Source organism: Rhizobium sp. USDA 4016 (assembly GCF_056279705.1).
On sequence record NZ_JBWCCY010000004.1, the window covers coordinates 3,329,463 to 3,347,616 of the forward strand.

14 protein-coding genes and 2 pseudogenes are annotated in these 18,154 nt (G+C 61.7%); 12 read left to right on the plus strand and 4 right to left on the minus strand.

What is annotated here, in order from left to right:
• The 5 genes from ACZ9DP_RS32165 to ACZ9DP_RS32185 all read left to right on the plus strand — a co-directional run bounded on the left by ACZ9DP_RS32165 (nucleotide 1) and on the right by ACZ9DP_RS32185 (nucleotide 7,274).
• A complete protein-coding gene (locus tag ACZ9DP_RS32165) occupies nucleotides 1–1,617 on the plus strand; it encodes a response regulator (protein WP_476204701.1) in 1,617 nt (538 codons plus the stop codon).
• Nucleotides 1,614–3,257, plus strand: coding sequence for a VOC family protein (locus ACZ9DP_RS32170; protein ID WP_476204702.1), 1,644 nt, complete (start codon nucleotides 1,614–1,616; stop codon nucleotides 3,255–3,257). Before ACZ9DP_RS32165 ends, ACZ9DP_RS32170 begins: the two co-directional genes overlap by 4 nt.
• Nucleotides 3,258–3,756: 499 nt before the next feature.
• Complete coding sequence (locus tag ACZ9DP_RS32175; RefSeq protein ID WP_074066651.1) at nucleotides 3,757–4,689, plus strand: glycosyltransferase family 2 protein; 933 nt, start codon at nucleotides 3,757–3,759, stop codon at nucleotides 4,687–4,689.
• A gap of 39 nt (nucleotides 4,690–4,728) precedes the next feature.
• Nucleotides 4,729–6,219 (plus strand): lipopolysaccharide biosynthesis protein, encoded by a 1,491-nt coding sequence (locus ACZ9DP_RS32180; protein ID WP_039843933.1) that lies wholly within the window; start codon nucleotides 4,729–4,731, stop codon nucleotides 6,217–6,219.
• A gap of 32 nt (nucleotides 6,220–6,251) precedes the next feature.
• Entirely contained in the window at nucleotides 6,252–7,274 is a 1,023-nt protein-coding gene (locus tag ACZ9DP_RS32185; protein WP_074066650.1) for a polysaccharide pyruvyl transferase family protein, read from the plus strand.
• Between the two features lie 5 nt (nucleotides 7,275–7,279).
• Here ACZ9DP_RS32185 and ACZ9DP_RS32190 read toward each other — a convergent pair whose 3' ends face one another.
• Both ACZ9DP_RS32190 and ACZ9DP_RS32195 read right to left on the minus strand, forming a co-directional pair.
• The gene (locus ACZ9DP_RS32190) at nucleotides 7,280–8,176 is read right to left on the minus strand and encodes a DMT family transporter (protein ID WP_476204703.1); all 897 of its coding nucleotides are present in this window, start codon (nucleotides 8,174–8,176) and stop codon (nucleotides 7,280–7,282) included.
• A 125-nt stretch (nucleotides 8,177–8,301) separates the two neighbouring features.
• Nucleotides 8,302–8,727 carry an OsmC family protein gene (locus ACZ9DP_RS32195; RefSeq protein WP_476204704.1) on the minus strand — a complete coding sequence of 142 codons (426 nt, stop codon included), beginning with the start codon at nucleotides 8,725–8,727 and terminating at the stop codon, nucleotides 8,302–8,304.
• A 114-nt stretch (nucleotides 8,728–8,841) separates the two neighbouring features.
• Here ACZ9DP_RS32195 and ACZ9DP_RS32200 point away from each other — a divergent pair.
• Nucleotides 8,842–10,081, plus strand: a pseudogene (locus tag ACZ9DP_RS32200) (TIGR03862 family flavoprotein).
• A 42-nt stretch (nucleotides 10,082–10,123) separates the two neighbouring features.
• Here the strand turns inward: ACZ9DP_RS32200 and ACZ9DP_RS32205 are convergent.
• A pseudogene (locus ACZ9DP_RS32205) lies at nucleotides 10,124–10,431 on the minus strand (AMP-binding enzyme); the annotation flags it as partial.
• Between the two features lie 202 nt (nucleotides 10,432–10,633).
• The gene (locus tag ACZ9DP_RS32210) at nucleotides 10,634–11,491 is read right to left on the minus strand and encodes a GNAT family N-acetyltransferase (protein WP_476205513.1); all 858 of its coding nucleotides are present in this window, start codon (nucleotides 11,489–11,491) and stop codon (nucleotides 10,634–10,636) included.
• 266 nt (nucleotides 11,492–11,757) lie between these two features.
• Between ACZ9DP_RS32210 and ACZ9DP_RS32215 the strand changes: the two genes are divergently transcribed.
• The 6 genes from ACZ9DP_RS32215 (at nucleotide 11,758) to ACZ9DP_RS32240 (ending at nucleotide 18,153) form a co-directional block, all read left to right on the plus strand.
• Nucleotides 11,758–13,086: an NAD(P)/FAD-dependent oxidoreductase gene (locus tag ACZ9DP_RS32215; RefSeq protein ID WP_476204706.1), complete on the plus strand. Its 1,329-nt coding sequence runs from the start codon at nucleotides 11,758–11,760 to the stop codon at nucleotides 13,084–13,086.
• A gap of 11 nt (nucleotides 13,087–13,097) precedes the next feature.
• Nucleotides 13,098–14,222, plus strand: coding sequence for an acetylornithine deacetylase (gene argE / locus ACZ9DP_RS32220; RefSeq protein ID WP_476204707.1), 1,125 nt, complete (start codon nucleotides 13,098–13,100; stop codon nucleotides 14,220–14,222).
• 19 nt (nucleotides 14,223–14,241) lie between these two features.
• Nucleotides 14,242–15,165, plus strand: a complete 924-nt coding sequence (locus ACZ9DP_RS32225; RefSeq protein WP_476204709.1) for a 2-hydroxyacid dehydrogenase — start codon at nucleotides 14,242–14,244, stop codon at nucleotides 15,163–15,165.
• A 27-nt stretch (nucleotides 15,166–15,192) separates the two neighbouring features.
• Entirely contained in the window at nucleotides 15,193–15,546 is a 354-nt protein-coding gene (locus ACZ9DP_RS32230) for a cupin domain-containing protein (protein WP_476204710.1), read from the plus strand.
• Between the two features lie 5 nt (nucleotides 15,547–15,551).
• Nucleotides 15,552–16,022 carry a GNAT family N-acetyltransferase gene (locus ACZ9DP_RS32235; protein ID WP_476204711.1) on the plus strand — a complete coding sequence of 157 codons (471 nt, stop codon included), beginning with the start codon at nucleotides 15,552–15,554 and terminating at the stop codon, nucleotides 16,020–16,022.
• 88 nt (nucleotides 16,023–16,110) lie between these two features.
• Entirely contained in the window at nucleotides 16,111–18,153 is a 2,043-nt protein-coding gene (locus ACZ9DP_RS32240) for a hydantoinase/oxoprolinase family protein (protein ID WP_476204712.1), read from the plus strand.
• Nucleotide 18,154: the final 1 nt, after the last annotated feature.

The window sequence follows — 18,154 nt, forward strand, 5'->3', positions numbered from 1 at the left end:
TTGGCAGAAGTCTGCTCGGTACTGATCATCGACGACAATATGGACGACCGCGACTTCTACCGTCGCATGCTGGGCCGTATAGCGGGTACGACCTACACGCTGGCAGAGGCCGAGACCGGCGATCAGGGCCTCGCGATGATCGCCCGCAAACGGCCGAACTGCATCCTGCTCGACTACTCTCTGCCCGGCCGCAACGGCCTCGGAGTGCTTGCGCAAATCCTCGAACTCGATGCCTCCGCCAATGTCGTCATGCTGACAGGCCAGGGCAACGAGGCGGTTGCCGTCGAGGTGATGAAGAGCGGCGCACGCGATTACCTGACCAAGGATGCGCTTTCACCAGAAGGGCTGCACCGCTGCATTCAGAACGCCATCATGCACGGCGCACTGGAGACCAAACTGGAGCAGAAACGCCAATCACTTGAAATTTTCACCCGAGCAATGGCGCATGACCTCAAGGAACCGCTGAGGACAATCAAGTCGTTCAGCAAGATCCTGCACGGTTCGCCATCGCTGCTGCCTGAGGATCGCGAGCTTTTCGACTATGTGCTGAGCGCTGCCGATCACATGGAGGATCTGATCGTCAAGGTTTCGGGCTTCACCAAGCTCGAGGCCTCTGGCGAGCTGGAGCTGAAGCCTGTCGCGCTCGTCTCGGTGCTCGATCAGGTGGAGGATAATCTCCATCGGCAGATCGAAAGCCGTCACGCGGTGATCAGCCGGGCAGACCTGCCCGAAGTGATGGGCGACGCGACGCTGCTGATCCAGCTTCTGCAAAACCTCGTTTCGAATTCCATCCGCTATTGCGAAAACCGCACACCGGAAATTAGGATCGCTGCGACGGCAAATAGCGGCGTTTGCCGGCTTTCCGTCTGCGACAACGGCCCGGGCATCGATCCCGCCCATCGCGAGCTGATTTTCCAGCCGTTCAAACGGCTCGTCGGCCGCGGCATCGAGGGAACCGGTCTCGGTCTGGCCATCTGCCGCCGCATCGCGCAACTGCACGGCGGTGCGATCTGGTGCGAGGCACGCGACGGCGGCGCGATTTTCATCCTCGAAATACCCCTTGCACAGGCAGCCGTCGCGGCGCCCGCAACCATGCCTGCTGCCCAGAGCGTCCGGCATTCCGATCAGGCGACGGAGGGGGCGGGCAGGCTTGCCGAGGTGCTGCTTGTCGAAGACAGCCCGGCCGACATACAACTTCTGAAACTGAAGCTCATGCGCCGCGAGAAAGTCAGCTTCAATCTCCATGTCGCAAACAACGGTCGTGAAGCGATGCTGCTGCTCGAGCAGCGTGCCGCAATAGCGGATCAGCCGCCGATGGACCTGATGCTGCTCGACATCAACATGCCGCTCATGGACGGTTTCGAGGTCCTTAATGCGCTTGCAGCCGATGGGCGGCTCAGCGGGATTCCGGTCTGCATCCTCAGTACGTCAAGCGACGAAGGCGATATTCAAAGAGCGAAGGAGCTTGGCGCGCTCGCTTATATGGTGAAGCCGCCAAACCTGCAGCAACTGGAAGAGGCATTGGAGAAAGTTGATACGTTGGAATTGCAACCGCGCGGCGATTCGTTCGTTTTATGTGTAGAACAATCAAGGCAATCTTCCACGGCACTAGCATGACTTTCGCATCAGCTCTCGTTCTGGCATTGCTCGCCACTCCTATCCAATCCGGACTGCTATCGATGGTTTCTGGAATACATCACGTCACGGCGATTACCCGCAAAGTGCAGGCGAACGTCGATTTCTACGCAGGCTTCCTGGGCTTGCGGCTCGTCAAGCAGACGGCCGGATTCGAGGACGCGACGCAGCTACATCTCTTCTATGGCGACGCTACCGGCACGCCCGGTTCGCTCGTCACCTTCCTCGCCTGGGAAGATGGTTCGCCCGGACGCGCTGGCTTCGGGCAAATCAGCGAGATCGCGCTTGCCATCGATCCTACGAGCATCGGCTATTGGCTGACGCGGGCAATGAGTTTCGGTCTGCGCATGGAGGGGCCAGGAGACGAGCTCGGCGAGACCGTGCTGCGCCTCAAAGATCCCGACAACATCATTCTGAAGCTTACCGGGAACAGGGAACTGAAGAGTGCCGCCCCCTGGCATGGCGGTCCGGTGCCGGTGGAGCACGCCGTGCAGCGCATCCGCGGCGCGACCATGCTGACGGAAGTGCCTGAGGAAAGCCGCAGCTTCCTCGAAAGTCACTTCGGCTATCGCTTCCAGGTGAGCAAGGGCGCGATCGATCGTCTCGTCTCGCAGTCGGGCGACGTCATCGATGTCCGCAATGCCCGCGGCTTCTGGTCGGGTGCACCGGGAACAGGCACGGTCGATCACGTGGCTTTCCGCGCCACCGACGATGCGCAGTTGTCGACGGTTCACGAAGCGCTCGAGAAGACGAACTCCTCGGCAACCAGCACGCATGACCGCAAATATTTCCGCTCTCTCTATGCCCGCGAGCCCGGTGGCACGCTGGCCGAGCTTGCAACGGACAAGCCCGGCATGACCGTCGACGAACCGGCCGAAACCCTCGGCTCCAAGCTCTTCCTGCCGCCAAAGGATGTGATCACCAATCTTGAGGACCTGAAGGTCGTCCTGCCGCAGTTTTCCATGCCCGGTGAACCTCGCGTGAACTATCGCGATCTGCCTTTCGTCCACCGTTTCTATACGCCACCGGATCCGGATGGCAGCGTGTTCGTGCTGCTGCACGGATCGGGCGGCAACGAGACGACGCTGATGCCGCTGCTGCATAAAGTGGCGCCGCGCGCTACACTGCTGGGCGTGCGCGGCCGCGCGACGGAAGAGGGTTTCCCGCGCTGGTACAAGCGCATAACGCCGTTCTCCTTCGATCAGGACGACATCAAGAACGAGGCGGAAGCCTTCGCCGCCTTTATCGACAGCGCCGTCAAATCCTACGGCCTCGACCCGAAGAAAATCGTCTATGTCGGCTATTCCAACGGCGCCAATCTGCTGAACTCGCTGCTCTACCTGCATCCGAGCCTGATACACCGCGCGGTGCTGCTCCGCTCCATGCCGGTTCTGACGGACTATCCGCATGCCGACCTTACGGGCACGGATCTGCTCGTCATCAGCGGCAAGACAGACGCTTATGGCCGATATGCGAACGAGCTTCGGACACGGCTGAAAACCTCCGGCGCGACCGTCGATTCGGACGTCATCTTTGGCGGCCATGACCTCGGCGATGCCGATGTGCCGATCATCCAGAAGTGGCTTCTGCAGAAAGACCGCCAAGCTAGCGTCCCGCAATAGCACTCCAGAATGACTTCCGAAGTGTGATTATTTCTTCGAACGGACTTCCTCCAGCGAGTTTAGTCCAGATGTGTTTCCAACTGGCATCTTTGTCGGTAGAGCTTTTTTGCTCAACTCTTGTCGGCATCTCTCAATTCGCTGATCTCTGCATTTGCTTCAATGAAAACGGAACCATTCCATCCCTTTAGACTCAAATATTATTTGAACTTATCTCAGATAAAATTACAATTTATTCACATAATAAAAACAACAAAACACAGATAAGTTTGCCGGTGGCTATTCATTAAGTCATTAAATACAATAACTATAAATTATTATTACATGTTTCTTCATTGGATTTTCTATCCATCGCCAAACAAAAGGTCTTCGTCAACAAATTACCTCATTTCTTCTATTTTTTCAGCATCTGTTCTATTTTGCTGCACTGCAAAAAAATCCTTGCCGAACCTCGATGTGCGGCCTATCTTCGCCCGGACATTGATCACAGAAGGGGAAACGTATGCCTCCTCGGCCTGTTGACATCAGCCTGATCATCTCTTCGAGAAATCGGGCCTATGGCCTATTGAACTGCCTGGATGCCATCGCCACCGCCGCGCGGCAGGCAAGCCATTTGCGCCTTGAACTTGTCTTCGTGGACAATGGGTCGAGCGACGACACCTCGGATATCTTCAGCAAATGGGCGGCCTCCGCGCCGATCGATACCAATCTCATCTACGAAACGCTACCCGGCCTTGCCAATGCTCGCAATACAGGGATTGCCGCCGCCACCGGCCGTATCCTTGCCTTTACGGACGACGATTGCGAAGTGTTCCCAGATTACTTCACGGCCATCGACGCGGTCTTCGCCGATGATACCGAGATCGTCATGCGCGGAGGGCGCGTCGAGCTTGGCGATGCGCGCGATCTTCCCGTCACCATCAAGACCGAACGCGAGCCCGCCGTGTTGACCAGCGAGCTTCACGCGGGCGGCTTCATCCACGGCTGCAACATGGCCTTCCCGAAGGCGCTTTGCGAAACGATCGGCCTCTTCGATCCGCTCTTCGGCGCCGGCTCGCAGTTCCGCTCCGGCGAAGATACGGATTATATTCACCGCGCCTCCAACGCCGGCATCCGCGTCGAATATTTTCCCGATCTCGTCGTCAAGCATTTCCATGGCCGCCGCAAGATCGAGGACATCCACCACCTGCACGCGGGCTATGCCTTCGGCAACGGCGCGCTCTATGCGAAATACATGTTCGACCGGCGCTCCAACATGCGCGGCATGCTGCGCTGGGATATCCGCCAGGCGTTGAAGGAATTGATCGGTGGCCGGAAAATGAGCGAGGAAATGGGGCTTACCTACCGCCGCCAGCTTCGCGACAATATTACCGGCATGCTCGCCTATTGGCGGAGCGCCAAACGCACCGCGACGCCAATGGCGATCCGCCGCTGATCCTCACCGCCGGCAGTGCGACATTCGATTGGAATCTGAATGGCAGATAATGCAGTTGCGCATGCCGACCTGAAGAAGAAGACCGCGCTCTCCGTCCTCTGGTCGGTGATCCGCGTTGCGTGGAGCACCGTCGCAACCTTCGTCATTTTCGTCATCCTTGCCCGCATCCTCGGGCCCGCCGATTTCGGAACCTTCGCGCTCGCCAGCCTTTTCGTCGAGATCGGCCGGGTGCTTGCCTATGCCGGCCTCGGTGATGCGATCACCCGGCAGCTCGATCTCGACGAGGAACTTGCCGATACCTGCTTCTGGGCAACGGTCGCCTTCAGCGCCATCGTCGCGTTGCTCGTCTTCGTCTTCGCTCCCTCTTACGGCCAATTCGTCCGCGATCCTTCGGTGGCCGGTATCCTGCAGTGGCTCGCGCCGCTGCTGCCCCTTTCGTCGCTTGCGGTCATCCACAATGCGCGGCTTGCGCGCGACTTCGGTCACAAGAGCCTTGCAGCGCAGAGCATCACTGCAAGCCTGCTTTCCGGCACCACGGCTGTCATCTGCGCCTATCTCGGCTGGGGCATCTGGGCGCTGGTGGCGCAGACTGCCGTCAATGCGGCCGTCACCGTCGTCCTCGGCTGGGTGTCATACCCGTGGATGCCGCGCCTGCGCTTCAATCTCGAAAAATTCCGTTCGGTCTTCCTTTTCAGCGTTAGCCTCGTGGTGACGCAGCTCATGTGGATGCTGCTTGCCCGCGTGCAGGATATCTTCATTTCCCGCTGGTACGGCGCCGTCGAAGTCGGCCGTTATCGCATCGCCTGGCGGCTGATCGAACTGATCGGCCAGGCCGTGCTGGCGCCCATCGGCAGTGTTTCGCTGGTCACGCTGTCGCGCCTGCAGAACGATCGCACCGCCTTTCGCAACGCCTACAACAAGATCGTCGGTGCCGCGGCACTCGGCACGATCCCGTTGCTCTTCGGCTTCGGCGCGCTGTCGAATGACATGATCGCCCTGCTCTTCGGAGACAAATGGGGCAATGCCGGCGATATCGCCACCGTGCTGGTGCTGATGTCCGTGCCTTTCGTCACGAACTTCTTCGCATCCTCGGCGCTCTCGGCCGTTAACCGCGCGGAATCGATCCTCTCGGTCGCCGCGCTCCAGCTTGCGGTGACGCTGATCCTCACCTGGCTGCTGGTTCCCTACGGCATCTTCGCGGTGGCGGCAGGCTATGTGCTGCGGGCCTGGCTGACGATGCCTTACCAGCAATATGTGCTGAGCAGATATGCCGGGATCGATGCAGCCGGCACATTCAAGGCGGTCGCCCTTCCCTTCTGCGGCGGCGCCGTCATGGCTCTCTGCGTCTGGTTCGCCCATCCCTACATCGCCGGGTATCTTCAAAGCCGCTGGCTGTCACTCGGCCTCAGCATCGGCCTTGGTGCCGTCATCTATCTGGCCTTTCTGCCGATCTTCGGCAGAAAGGCCATCCGTCCCTACATCGCACTCGGCAAGTCGCTGCTGCCGTTCGGCAAACGGGCTGAGGCCTAGCTTCGCCGCCTGGCCAGCAAACAGGAGCTTTTATGCAGGAAACCAACATTACGATCATCAACCGCCTCCAGGGTCTGATCGCAAACAACCTCTCCGATCTTGTCGATCCGGCGGAGCGCTTCGCGCTGCTCGATTTCCCCAACCACTACAATATCGGCGACAGCGCCATCTGGCTCGGGGAGCTCGCCTATTTCGACCGCCGCAAGACGCGGCCGGCCTATGTGACCGAGATTCCGACCTACGACGAGGAGCGGATGCTCGCGACAATTGGCAACGGCCGCATCTTCCTGCACGGCGGCGGCAATTTCGGCGACATATGGGCCGGCTATCGCCAGTTCCGCGAAGGCATGCTGACAAAATTCAAGGGCCGCCCGATCGTCCAGATGCCGCAGACGATCCATTTCAAGGAGCAGGCCAATATCGACAGCACGGCCCGCGCCATCGAGCAGCACGGCAACTTCACGCTCCTGGTGCGCGACAAGAAGAGCCTGGAATTCGCGCGCCGCTGGTTCCAGTGCGAAACGCGCCTTTGCCCGGACATGGCCTTCTGCATCGGCCCGGTCGCGCGCCCGGGCCCGCAGCACGAGTTGCTGCTCAACCTCCGCGAAGATCAGGAAGTCGGAACTCCGCAGGATCTCACCGCTGCCACGGGACGTCCCGGCACCGTCAAATCCGACTGGCCGGACGAGCCCGCCGATTTCCAGCGGCAAACCAAGCATACCGCGATCCTGAAGGGCCTGATGTCGGGGAAGATCGGCGGACGCGCCCGCATGACGGAGCTTGCCTATCGCGAGCGCGCACAGCAGCGTTTCGATCGCGGCGTGGCCTTGCTCGGCTCGGCGCGCCAGGTCATCACCGACCGCATGCACGGCCACATCATGTGCGTATTGATCGGCGCCGATCACTGCGTGCTGGACAACAGCTACGGCAAGACGAGCAGCTTCATCGAGGCCTGGGGCACCTGCAACACCGAAAAGGCAGCCCTTGCCGCGACCGTCGACGAGGCACTCGCCATCCTTGACGCCCGCCGCGTGCGGCCTGCCGCAGTCGCCTGATCCCGTCAGCCTCGCCGGGCGATCATGATCCCGGCGAGCACGACTGCCCCGCCGATCGCCTGCATCGGGCCGATCGCTTCGTTGAGCAGTATCCAGGCGAGAATTGCCGCGACGACGGGCTGGAGCAGCAGCGTCAGCGAGGAGAAGGCGGCTGGCAGATAGGCGAGCGCATAAGTGATCGCCACTTGCCCGCCTGCATGGCTGACGAAGGCGAGGCCGAAAACCATCGCCCAGCCGTAGACCGTGGCTGGCCAGATCTGATCCTCGAACGCGAAAGCCAGCGGAAATACGAAAACCGCCGCAGACGCCGTACTCCAGAGCATGATGCGGATGGTATCGAACCGGCTTCTGAGCCTGCCGATCGCAAGGATGTATCCGGCATAGAACAACGCCGCGACGATCGCGATGCCATCGCCCAGCAGAGCCCCGTTCCCAAAGGCCGAAGGCCCGCCCTTCAGGATGATGACGCCGGCCAATGCCAGTGCAAGGCCAAGAACGAAGAGCCGCGTTACCGCCGCTTGGAAGAACAGGAAGCCGATGACCGTGACGAAGACGGGCGCAAGATTCGCCAGCAGCGTCGCATTGGCAACCGATGTCATCGTGATCGAAAGATGCCATGCAGCAAGATCCATGGCGAGGATCACACCTGGCAGGGCCAGAAGCGCATAGTCCGAAAGCTTTTCCGGCTTTGACCCGGCATCCTTACCCTTAATCAGAAAAAAGATGAAGAGCGGTATCAGGGCGAGCGCGACGCGCCAGAACGCCGTCGCCATCGGTCCGACTTCCGACAGCCGCACGAAGATCGGCGAGCCGCCGATCGCCGCCCCGCCAAGGATCAGTGCCGCGAGGGCAAGGCGATTGGAAGGAACGGTTTCGACGGTTGCGGAAGCGGCCTGCGACATGATCTCGATGCTTTCTGCGCCGCGAGCAGTGAAAGCGGCGATCGGCAGCGAATTACCAGATGAAGGCCACCGACGATAGCGCAGGAACGACAAAGGCAGGCAAAAGTATTCGACAGCCCAGCGATTCAGCCGGAAATTGCGGTAGCGAATTCCGGATTGCCGCGCATCGTATTGCTTACCGTGCAGATTTCCTCCGCCGCATGCACGATCTTCTGCCGCGTCTTCTCGTCGATATCGCCCTTGATGCCGAAGACGACACTGAACATCTCGACGCGCGAGGGCCCTTCCGTCGCCTTCTCGCCGGTCACGTCAGCAGTCAACTCAGTGATCCTGTCGAGGACGCCCATCTGGCTTGCGGCGATGCGCGCGCTCAACACCAGGCAGGCGGACAGCGAGGAATAAAGCAGGTCCAGCGGATTGAAACCCGGCTGCGACGGGCTGGTGACGATGTCGAGCTCACCCTTCGTCGCCGAGGTGACATGCGCAAAGCCAGTGCGCCCGAGAACGGCGGTGGCGCCTGTGGGTCTTGGTCTTGCCTTGAGGTCGGCCATGTCGGGACACTCCGTTGATATACTTCTCAAGTAGTGGGTTTGCCGGTCGCCCGCAATTCGCGCTTTTCCGCAAATCCGGAGACGCACGGATATGAATCCTGTATCAGGCGAGCCATGAAGAAAAAACAGATCTCGATCATCGGCGGCGGACCGGCGGGCTTGATGGCGGCCGAGGTACTCTCGGCAGCCGGGCACGCCGTCACCATCTACGAAGCGATGCCTACGGTGGCGCGCAAATTCCTGCTCGCCGGAAAGTCCGGCCTCAATATCACCCATTCGGAAGATTATACGCGCTTCGTTGCCCGCTTCGGCAAAGCGTCCGACCGGCTGCGCCCCGCCTTGGACGGCTTCAAGCCCGACGATGTCCGGGCCTGGGCGGAAGGGCTTGGCACCGAGACCTTTACTGGCTCCTCCGGCCGCGTCTTCCCGAAAGTCATGAAGGCCGTTGCGCGCCTGGATCGCGCGTCTGGAAGCCCACGGCGTTTCGATCCTCACACGCCACCGCTGGACCGGATTCGAGGACGGCGGCTACGCGTTCGAAACGCCGCAAGGCCATCGTGTCATCCACCCTGATGCCGCCTTGCTGGCACTTGGCGGCGCCAGTTGGCCGCGCCTCGGCTCGAATGCCGCCTGGGTACCGTGGCTCCGCGAAAAGGGCGTGAGCATCGCGCCGTTCCGCCCCGCCAATTGTGGCTTCGACGTCGATTGGAGCGAGACCTTTCGCGGCCGTTTCGCGGGCGAGCCGCTCAAATCCGTCACCGCCACCTCGCCCGCCGGCACCTTCCCCGGCGAATTCGTCATCACCCGCCACGGCATCGAGGGCAGCCTTGTCTACGCCCATTCCGCAGCACTGCGCGACGCGCTCGAAACCGGCAAGCCCGCATCCCTGCTTGTCGACCTCGCACCCGGCCGAAGCACTGAGCGCCTTTCAAAGGACCTCGCCCGGCAGGACAGGAAAGGCAGCTTCTCCAACCGCCTCCGCAAAGGCGCCGGCCCCGACGGCGTCAAAACCGGCCTGCTGCGCGAACTCGCAAAGGAAACCGACCTTCAGGACCCATCGAAGCTCGCAAGCCACGTCAAATCCCTGCCGATCCCTCTGACCCGCCCCCGCCCCATCACTGAGGCCATATCCTCCGCCGGCGGCATCGAATGGAGCGCGCTTGACGATGGCTACATGCTGAGTGCCATTCCCGGCCTTTTCGCCGCCGGAGAAATGCTCGACTGGGAAGCCCCGACCGGCGGGTATTTGCTGACGGCGTGCGTGGCGACGGGGAATGCTGCGGGGGTGGGGATCGGTAAGTGGCTGGGGTTTGGTGGTCGCCCTGCGATAGCCGCGATAAACCCTCTGCGGTAGGGCGGATGCCGGGCTGCGAGAAAGGTTCAACACAGAGAATGTCTACACTCGATTGGCAATGAGGTCATCGACGACCGCCGGATCGGCAAGCGTGGACGTATCTCCGAGCGCGCCGAAATCGTCCTCGGCAATCTTGCGCAGGATACGGCGCATGATCTTGCCGGACGGGTCTTCGGCAAGCCGGGCGCAAACTGGATCTTGTCCGGCGATGCGATCGGGCCGATTTCCGTGCGAACATGCTTCACCAACTGTTGGCGCAACTCATCGGACCCTTCGTTGCCGGCCATCAACGTGACGTAGCAATAGATGCCCTGTCCCTTGATCACTATCGCCAACGCGGATACGAGATGCGGGAAATCCAACAGCTTAATGCCCGTGATGCGGAAACTCTCCAAAGCACGCGCCGTCTCGCGCCGTAATAGCGGTCAGCAGGCAACGCGAAGTCTCCGAGCAGATCGTGCTCGATACGCACGACGGGTATTTCGATCGGCTCGCAGAGCGGGATGGCCGCCATGGATGCTTACCTCCCCAGGCAGGACAGATTGGGTTAGATCAGCCGAGTGTGTGGCTGGCGAGCGCGTAGGTTCTGGGCTGGCGTGGCGCATCACCTTGACGTACAGCGAGCCAACGTCGCCCGAGCGACATGGTTGTCACCGTGTCGTAGACCGGAAGACCGCAGCGGGACAGAAACTCGGAAAACCTCCCGTCCTTTTCGCGGGTGTCGAGCCGTAGGAAGGAGGCGGCATGTCGGGTGGCGTGCGGATGAACCACCGCGATTGCATCCTCGTCTCTGGCGGCCACAACAGGCCCGATGACGTGGCCACGCCCGAACGGCCGACAAAGCGAAAAAGCCTCGATCTTGCCGCCGCGCATCAGTCCGATGCCCTTGGAGCATGTCAGCAGTCGGGCCAGCAGTATCCTGCGATCTGCACCGAAGGCAGCCTTGTCTAACTCGACGATGGCATCCAGATCCCCGGGCTCCAACGCCCGCAGCACGCTGCCGACCGGTGGATCAAGTTCCGGCGGAGCGATCGCTTCGCCATTGCACTGGTAGACAGTCCCCTCTCGAGTGAAATTCAGGGATTGGTACAGACGCCGCGCGGCTCGCGTGGCATTGAGCCCAAGGTCACGCCCTTCAAGCCGATCTAGCACATGGCCCATCAGCCACTGCCCGGCACCGTTCGATTGCAGACGGGGAGAGGTAATCACCATGCCGATCGTGGCAAAATGCACATCATAGGGAAACCACATCGCAGAGCCCATTATGCGGCCGATTTCGTCCATCGCAACGATGCCTTCGCCGATTTCCCGCAGCAACTGCCAGTCTTCGGCGCGATGCGGCCATCCGACAGAAATCGATAGCGCATGCAGTTGATCGAGATCTGTGGTGCTGAGATCGGCAATACGCATATCGAAACTGTCGACAACTCTCGATTCCCTTGGAACCACGTGCGTTTCTCCTGAACACCGATCTTCACGCCGAGCGCGATCACGCATCGGCAGGGCGACTTAATGGTATGCCAAGGCAACCGACAGAAATTGCTTGTGAGGCTACTGGAAACACAACAATCGACCAAATCCTCCGCGATTTCGGCATGTAACGCCTGGGTTCATCTCTAGACTCAACGAAACTGGCTCGAACCGCGGGCACCGCCGTGAAAGTTAAGAGATTAGAGATGTCGCCTCCGGTTAGCCCCGTTTCCAGTGCCTCCACGATCCCGTCCCGTATCGATGTCGTCGTCATTGGTGGCGGCATGGCTGGCGTGGCTGCAGGCTATGAACTCGCGCGCCGAGGAACCTCTGTCGCCATCGTCGAGAAAGGCCTGGTTTCGGGCGAGCAATCGAGCCGCAATTGGGGATGGTGTCGCCAGCAGAACCGTGATCCGCGCGAACTGCCGCTCGCCCAGCTTGCGATGCGTATCTGGGCTGGTCTGAATGCTGACCTCGGCGAAGATACCGGCTTTCGCCGCACGGGCCTTGTTTACGCTTCCGGCAATCCAGCAGATGTCGCAAGTTGGGAGAAATGGAGCCAAATCGCTCGTGCTTTCGATGTCGATACGCGCATGCTAACCACTGCCGAGACGGCCGCCCTCTTGCCTGGAAACAGCCGCAACTGGGTCGGCGGCGTGCATTCCCCTACGGACGGCCGCGCCGAGCCGCAGCTTGCGGTTCCCGCTCTTGCCCGCGCCGCCCAGCGCGCCGGCGCCGTCATCGTGCAGAACTGCGCCGTACGCGCATTCGAGACCGAGGCCGGCCGCCTATCCGGCGTGGTGACGGAACGGGGCCTGATCCGCTGCTCGGCCGTGCTCGTCGCTGGAGGCGCCTGGAGCGGCATGTTGCTGCGTCATCACGGCGTCCGCTTCCTGCAGGCCTCGGTGAAATCGACGTGCTTCTACACGGAACCCGCCGCAGCGGTGACCGAAGGCGGAATTTCAATGCAGAACGTCGCGCTGCGCCGCCGCCTCGACGGCGGCTACACGGTGGGCTTGAGTGGTCAAGGTCAGTTGCAGATCGCGCCCTGGGGCTTGATGCAGGCGAAGGCCTTCTGGCCGACCTTCCAGGCGCGCCGCAAGGGGCTCACATTCGCGATCGGACGTCAGTTTTTCGAAGGACCGGAAGCGTTTTCGCGCTGGCGGGCTGACAGTGTCTCGCCCTTCGAACGCGTCCGCGTGCTGGATCCGGCGCCCGACCGGCGCCTGATCGACAAGGGGCTCGAAAGACTGCGCAACATCTATCCGCAGCTTGCCGGCCTCAAGGTCGCGCAGGCCTGGGGTGGCATGGTAGATTCGACCCCGGACGCGATCCCGGTTATTGCTCCGGTCAAGGCGCAGCCGGGCCTTTTCATCGCCTCCGGCTTCAGCGGTCACGGCTTCGGCATCGGTCCGGCGGCCGGGCGCCTCGCGGCCGACCTCATCCGGGATGACGCGCCCTGCGTCGATCCGACACCCTATCGTTACGAACGCATGATCGACGGCACCGATTTCGGCAAGCCGGGTATGTTTTGAGGACCCCAATAATGCAGGCAATGGAAATCCTTGAAGCGCTCGTTGGCTTCCCCTCCGTTGTCGGCACGCCCAATGCCGGGATCGTAGCCTGGATCCGCGACTATTTGCAAAGCCACGGCATCGACGTCACGATCCTTCCCGGCCCGGAGGGTGACCGATCGAACCTCTTCGCCACCATCGGCCCGAGGGACGTGCCGGGCTACATCCTTTCGGGCCATATGGACGTGGTCCCGGCTGCCGAGAGCGGCTGGACGAGCGACCCCTTCCGGCTGCGCGCCGAAGCGGGCCGCCTATATGGTCGCGGCGCAACCGACATGAAAGGTTTCCTTGCCGCTTGTCTTGCTGCCGCTCCGGGCCTCGCGCAGGCGCCGCTCCGGCGTCCGATCCACTTCGCTTTCTCCTACGACGAAGAGGCGGGCTGCCGAGGGGTACCGCATATGATCGCGCGCCTGCCTGAGCTCTGTAAAACCCCGCTCGGCGCCGTCATCGGCGAGCCGAGCGGCATGCGCGCGATCCGTGCGCACAAGGGCAAGGCTGCCGCCAGGCTGACGATCAACGGTCGTTCCGGTCATTCCTCTCGGCCGGACCAGGGGTTGAATGCCGTTCACGCCATCGCCGGCGTGCTCGCCCAAACGGTGACGGAAGCCGACCGGCTGGCACGAGGCCCGTTCGAGCACGTTTTCGAGCCACCCTATTCCTCTCTCCAAATTGGCACGCTGAGGGGCGGACAGGCGGTCAACATCATTCCGGATTCATGCGAAGCCGAGTTCGAGGCGCGCGCAATTTCCGGCGTTGATCCCGTCGTGCTGCTCGCACCCGTCCGTGCCGCGGCCGAAGCGCTGACGGAACACGGCTTCAAGGTTGAATGGCAGGAACTCAGTGCCTATCCGGCACTTTCGCTTGCCGCCGATGCGCCGCTTGCAACGCTATTTGCGGACCTGACCGGGTGCGCGCCGCTCGCCGCCGTCAGCTATGGTACGGAAGCCGGGCTTTTCCAGCGGGCGGGCATCGATGCGATCATTTGCGGGCCTGGCGACATCGGTCGTGCCCACAGGCCGGACGAATTCATCTGCGCAGACGAACTCTTCGCCTGCCAGGCGGTGATCGAGGCGCTCGGCGCCCGCTGCAGCGCCTGACGCTCACGAAGGAACCACGATGACCTTCCTCTTTAACTCCGACGCCAAGCGCGGCGCAATTTTCGCCGAAGCGTTTGCGCACGAACTGCCCGACATTCCCTTTTCACTGGACCCGGAAACAGTCGATCCGGACGCGGTGCGCTACCTGATCACCTGGACGGTGCCGGAAAATCTCGCGCGCTATCGCAATCTCGAGATACTCTTTTCCATCGGCGCCGGCGTCGACCAATTCCGCATCGATGCCGTCCCGGCGCATGTGAAGGTGGTACGCATGGTCGAGGACGGTATCGTCCGGATGATGCAGGAATACGTGGCGCTCGCCGTGCTCGCGCTGCATCGCAACCTACCAGCCTATTTCGAGCAACAGAGACGACAATTCTGGCAGGCGATTGCTCCGGTTCAGGCTCAAGAACGCCGTGTCGGCGTGCTTGGTCTCGGCATGCTCGGGACCGCAGTGCTCGAACGTCTGAGGCCGTTCGGTTTCCCGATGTCCGGCTGGAGCCGCAGCCCGCGCGAAATCGACGGAATCAGGTGCCTGAGCGGCCGGGACGGCCTCGATACACTGCTGCGCTCCACCGACATTCTTGTCTGCCTGCTGCCGCTGACGGACGAAACGCGCGGCTTTCTCAGCGCAGAGCTCTTTGCGCTGCTCCCGGCCGGTGCCACGCTCGTCCATGTCGGCCGCGGCCCGCAGCTCGACCATCAGGCACTGCTCGACGCCCTCGACAGTGGGCATCTCGCAGGCGCCGTGATCGACGTCACCGATCCAGAGCCGCTCCCCGCAGACCATCCCTTCTGGATCCATCCGAAAATCCTGCTGACGCCGCATATCGCCAGCGTCACCCAACCCGAAACCGCCGCGATGGCGGTGATCGAAAACATCAAGCGCTTCCAAGCCGGCCTCGACCCCATCGGGCTGGTCGATCGCCACCGCGGCTACTGAATTATCAACCCACAGGAAAGAAAAGCCATGTCCCTGTTGAAGACTATCGAAACCAACCCGACCTTTGCGCCGCGCGAGTCCGACCCTCTTCCCGAACGGCTGATCTCCGGCAATCCCTCCTTCAAGACCTGGGCGCAGGATGTCGCCCGCGGAGAGATGGTCCATACCGGTGTCTGGGAAGCGACCCCCGGTGAGACTCGCTCGATCAAGGGCGAAAGCTTCGAATTCTGCCATATCCTTTCAGGCATCGTCGAGCTCACCCAGGAAGGCGGCGAGCCGGTCATCTATAAGACCGGCGACAGTTTCGTCATGAAGCCAGGCTTTGTCGGGGTCTGGAAGACGATCGAGACCGTGCGCAAGATTTATGTGACCGTGATGTGACGCCGATGCCGCGCGACCCGATCATCTTCGAGTCTTCCCGGAACGGCTACCTCCTCAGCACGGATCGCGCCCGCCTCGATCCGGCAACGGTCCACCGCTTCCTGGCAGCCGATTCCTACTGGGCGCGCGGCATGACACTGGACCAGTTGCAGCGAGCGCTGGAACATTCGCTGCCGATTGGCATCTACGCCGAAGACGGCACCCTCGCCGCCTTCGGCCGCGTCGTCACCGACTATGCCGTCTTCGCCTATCTGCGCGATGTCTTCACGCTGCCGGCCCACCGTGGCAGAGGGCTCGCCTGCTGGCTCGCCAAAGAGGTCCGCAACCATCCGGAGCTCGCCGGCGTCACCAGTTGGATGCTGGCGACCCGTGACGCGCACGCCGTCTACGAGAAGGCCGGCTACCGTCCGGCTCCGCATCCCGAATATTACATGACCGTTCCGAAGCCGGACGAGACAGAGCCGCGCGAGCCATAACCGCAGGTTATGGATTCCTTTCATGTCTTTCGTGGTCTCAACGGCTGCCTCCGCGCATCCTCTCATTGATCACACAAGGAGATGCGCCATGACCTATCGCATTGGCGTCGACGTCGGCGGGTCCTTTACGGACTTCGCCGTGTTCGACACGGGCACGGGAAAACTCGCCACACTGAAGGTCTTCTCGCGGCCGGATGCGCCTGGCGAGGAGATTCTCTCTGCTCTCGACATCCTCTCCGAGCGCGACGGAATTGAGCCGAGCGAGGTTTCGTATTTCACGCATGGAACGACCGTCGGCGTAAATACTGTCATTGAGCGCAACGGCCATGATATCGCTCTTTTCACCACCAAAAATTTCGAAGACGTGCTGCAGGTCGCGCGTCTCAAGATCCCCGAGATTCACAATCTCTATTCCGTGCGGCCGGAACCGTTGGTCAGCCGCGACCGGGTTTTCGGTATCGATGAGCGCATCCTGGCGACCGGCGAGGTTCTGAAGGCGCCTGATGAGACGGACGTGGCGTGCGCCGTCCAGGCGGCGATCGAAGCCGGTTGCAAGGGGATCGTGCTCGCCTTTCTGCATTCCTACCGCAATCCCGCCAACGAGGATGCCGTCACGTCGATCATCGAGCGGCTTGCACCGGGGCTGCCGGTCATATCCTCGGCTGCCACTTGGCCGATCATGCGCGAGTACGAACGCACCATCACGGCCGTGATCAGCGGCTACGTTCAGCCGCGTGTCGCCAATTATCTCGACCGCTTCGAAAAGGTCCTGCGCGAGCGCGGCGTCACCTGCCCGCTGTTGATCACCAAGACCAATGGCGGCGTCATGGGTATCGACCAGGCTCGTTCAGAATGCGTCCAGATGATCCTGTCGGGCACCGCCTCGGGCGTCATCGGTGCCGGCTATCTCGCCAAGGCGAGCGGCTTCGACCGCATCATGAGCCTCGATATCGGCGGCACCAGCGCCGACGTCGCCGTCATCATCGATGGCGAGGCGCAATACGGCACGGGCGAATTGATCGGCGATTTCCAGATCCACGTACCGTCAGTATCGGTAAGTTCCGTCGGCCAGGGCGGCGGTTCAGTCGCCTGGATTGATCGGCTTGGGCTTCTCCATGTCGGGCCCGAGAGTGCCGGCTCTACTCCCGGTCCCGCGTGCTACGGGCGCGGCGGTACAAGGCCGACGATCACTGACGCAATGGCGGCCGCCAATCTCATCGGCCATATGCCGCTCGGCTATGGCGCCGTGAATGTCGATCACGCCGCATCGCAAGCGGCTCTTGCCCCGCTTGCCGAAAGGCTCGGCACCAGCGTCGAGGAACTTGCCGGAAATATCGTCGATATCTCGGTGTCCGGCATGTATGCGGAGGTGAGCGCGCTCGCCTCGCGGTTTGCCATCGACCCGCGCGAGTTCCACCTTTTTGCCTTCGGCGGTGCCGGCGCTATGCTCGCCTGCTTTCTCGCCAAGGAGCTCGACATGCGGGGCGTCGTGGTGCCGCCGACCGCTGGTGTCGTTTCTGCCTATGGCGGGCTCGTCGCCGATCTCAAGAATGACTTCATCCGCACGGTCTATTGCGAGGTGACGGTCGAGGCGCTCGCCGAACTTTGTGCAACATTCGAGGCGCTTGAAGTGGAGGCGCGCACCTGGCTCGAGACGCAGGGCTACAGCGGCCGCGGCAGCATTCGTCTCTCCGCGGACATGCGTTACCTTGGTCAATCCTTCGAGATCGAAACGCCGATCCAGCCTGCCTGGCTACGCCAGGGCGATGCCGCTGCGATAAGGGCCGCCTTCCACCAGGAGCACGATCGTCTCTACGGCCACCGTGACAAGAACGCCGACGTCCAGATGGTCAGCCTGCGTCTCGTCATTGCGGGCGCCACGCAGAAGCCGCCGCTCAATCCCATTGCCGTCGCGCAGGCTCCCGCCGAGCCGCGCTTTCACGTCGAGGGCTGGTTTTCCGGCCGCAGTTGGATGACCGGCGTCTATCACCGCGCCGACCTAGCCGCAGGCCATCGCTTCCGCGGCCCGGCAATCGTCGCCCAGGACGACACGACCACCGTCGTGCCGCCTGCCTTCGAGGTCCTCGTCGACTGCTTCGGCAATCTCGATATAACCAAGACGGAGCTCTGAT

Bases quoted from the DNA above. Each gene is read 5' to 3' on its own strand.
- ACZ9DP_RS32175 (WP_074066651.1), top strand. From the start codon at position 3,757: ATGCCTCCTCGGCCTGTTGACATCAGCCTGATCATCTCTTCGAGAAAT.
- ACZ9DP_RS32170 (WP_476204702.1), top strand. From the start codon at position 1,614: ATGACTTTCGCATCAGCTCTCGTTCTGGCATTGCTCGCCACTCCTATC.
- ACZ9DP_RS32215 (WP_476204706.1), top strand. From the start codon at position 11,758: ATGTCGCCTCCGGTTAGCCCCGTTTCCAGTGCCTCCACGATCCCGTCC.
- ACZ9DP_RS32235 (WP_476204711.1), top strand. From the start codon at position 15,552: ATGCCGCGCGACCCGATCATCTTCGAGTCTTCCCGGAACGGCTACCTC.
- ACZ9DP_RS32210 (WP_476205513.1), bottom strand. From the start codon at position 11,491: ATGCGTATTGCCGATCTCAGCACCACAGATCTCGATCAACTGCATGCG.
- ACZ9DP_RS32185 (WP_074066650.1), top strand. From the start codon at position 6,252: ATGCAGGAAACCAACATTACGATCATCAACCGCCTCCAGGGTCTGATC.
- ACZ9DP_RS32195 (WP_476204704.1), bottom strand. From the start codon at position 8,727: ATGGCCGACCTCAAGGCAAGACCAAGACCCACAGGCGCCACCGCCGTT.
- argE (WP_476204707.1), top strand. From the start codon at position 13,098: ATGCAGGCAATGGAAATCCTTGAAGCGCTCGTTGGCTTCCCCTCCGTT.
- ACZ9DP_RS32230 (WP_476204710.1), top strand. From the start codon at position 15,193: ATGTCCCTGTTGAAGACTATCGAAACCAACCCGACCTTTGCGCCGCGC.
- ACZ9DP_RS32240 (WP_476204712.1), top strand. From the start codon at position 16,111: ATGACCTATCGCATTGGCGTCGACGTCGGCGGGTCCTTTACGGACTTC.
- ACZ9DP_RS32190 (WP_476204703.1), bottom strand. From the start codon at position 8,176: ATGTCGCAGGCCGCTTCCGCAACCGTCGAAACCGTTCCTTCCAATCGC.
- ACZ9DP_RS32225 (WP_476204709.1), top strand. From the start codon at position 14,242: ATGACCTTCCTCTTTAACTCCGACGCCAAGCGCGGCGCAATTTTCGCC.
- ACZ9DP_RS32180 (WP_039843933.1), top strand. From the start codon at position 4,729: ATGGCAGATAATGCAGTTGCGCATGCCGACCTGAAGAAGAAGACCGCG.